The 1,656-nt window shown below is 46.7% G+C and carries 1 protein-coding gene; it reads right to left on the bottom strand.

All coding sequences use genetic code 11. The features are described 5' to 3' along the window. Positions 1–265: 265 nt before the first annotated feature. The gene (locus K1I44_RS14930) at positions 266–1,552 is read right to left on the bottom strand and encodes an IS110 family RNA-guided transposase (protein ID WP_219986625.1); all 1,287 of its coding nucleotides are present in this window, start codon (positions 1,550–1,552) and stop codon (positions 266–268) included. Positions 1,553–1,656 lie beyond the last annotated feature (104 nt).

Here is a 1,656-nt window from a genome sequence, read left to right as displayed (position 1 = left end):
CGCTTCGCGACCACTGGTTATTTTTGTATGTTAAAACCAATGGAAAATACATATGCGATGCACCTTGGATCTCTGCATTGCTGATGAGGACGAACCCTCCCATGTCTCTGGGCATCCTTGTGCCAACATTCCTTCGTTCGGTCTCTTCACCAGGCAGAGGCCGGCTAAGCTCCTTTAGGGACTCTCGGTCGGATGGATGAAATCGTGCCAGCTTCTCCGTGTCATCTGGTTGTTCAGACAAGATTTATTTCCAAAGGGGATGGCTCTAAGCTGCGTGGGCTTGAGTATGAGTATGGGAGATATCCCGTATCATTCGTTCCCCATCAAATGCTTGTTGTTTCACACAAACGGCATAGAGAATCTTCAATAGCTTTCCACACAACACAACGATCGATTGTTTCTTACGCAACGGGTTGATGGGACGTGTCGTATAGTATTCATGCAAAGCGCGAAACGCTTCGTTATGACGAATGAGAGGCATCATCACCCGAAAGAGGAGGGCGCGTAACCGTTTTCGTCCTCTTTTCGAGATACGCTTTTGTCCCTTGTGCTGCCCAGATGAGTTTTCTTTCAAAGTTAAGCCCGCTAATTTCATGAGTTGTCGCGGATCTTGGTACTGATGAAAACTCCCGATTTCCGACAATAGTTCCACAATTGTCGCATCGCCAAGCCCAGGGATCGTTTGAAGCCATTCATACTCCACTGTCGTTTGTGCAAGGGCGATTAACTGTTCCGTGAGCGCTGCGATTTCCTGTTCCAATTGACGATATCGGCGGACCAACGTGGCGATTTCGATACGGGCCATCTGTTGTCCTTGAGTGATGCCAATCGACTGACGGGAAACCTCTAACAGCTTTTGAATTTTCGGTTTTTGCGGACATTTGAGCCCTTCACTTTGTCGATATCGCTCGATCAACTCCTCGACCGTCTGATCAACGATTTCATTCGGAAATGGTGTTTTTTCTAATACAGCCAAAGCGATTTTTCCGAATGATGGAAATACTTGCGTAAACTCAGGAAAGTAACGATCCGTCCATCGAATCATTTGATTTTGGACGGCATTCAGCTCTTTGATCAACGACTCTCGAAACGTGCTCCCTACCCGCAATTCGGCCTCCACCTCGTGGAGAATACGTGGATAGCTAAAGCGTCCGTCTTTGACCAGTTTCGCAATGATTCGGGCGTCTTTTGCATCATGTTTCGTTGGCAAGTTGTCATCGAGTTCTTTTGATCGTTTCACGTGCATCGGATTGACCATCACCAATGGGATCCCTTTTTCCTCGAGGAAATAGGCGAGGTTCAACCAGTAATGCCCGGTCGGCTCGATGCCAACGATGACTTCTGTCTTGCCAAACACTTTTTTCGCTTCTTCGATGGATGCGTAAAATTGTTCGAATCCAATTCGAGATTGAAGAACGGGAAACGGCTTTTTCAGTTCCCTACCACGCTCATCCACCATCGCTGCATAATGTTTGTGTTTCGCGATATCCATGCCGATGACTAATGTTTGTTCGGTGACTTGTTCAATTTTGAGATTTCGTGTACAATTCACTGTATAGTCCTCCTTGGTCTGATTTTAGGTGTTGACACCCCTGCATCATACCAAGAGGGCTTTTTTCTTTCAAGTCCCCGAAAACCTTTCTAACAGGAATGCTC

The sequence above is a fragment of the Anoxybacillus sp. ST4 genome, assembly GCF_019448545.1.
Classification (GTDB): Bacteria; Bacillota; Bacilli; order Bacillales; family Anoxybacillaceae; genus Anoxybacillus; species Anoxybacillus pushchinoensis.
The sequence above is the reverse complement of the archived record's forward strand: the minus strand, read 5'-3'. Positions and strand labels throughout refer to the sequence as shown.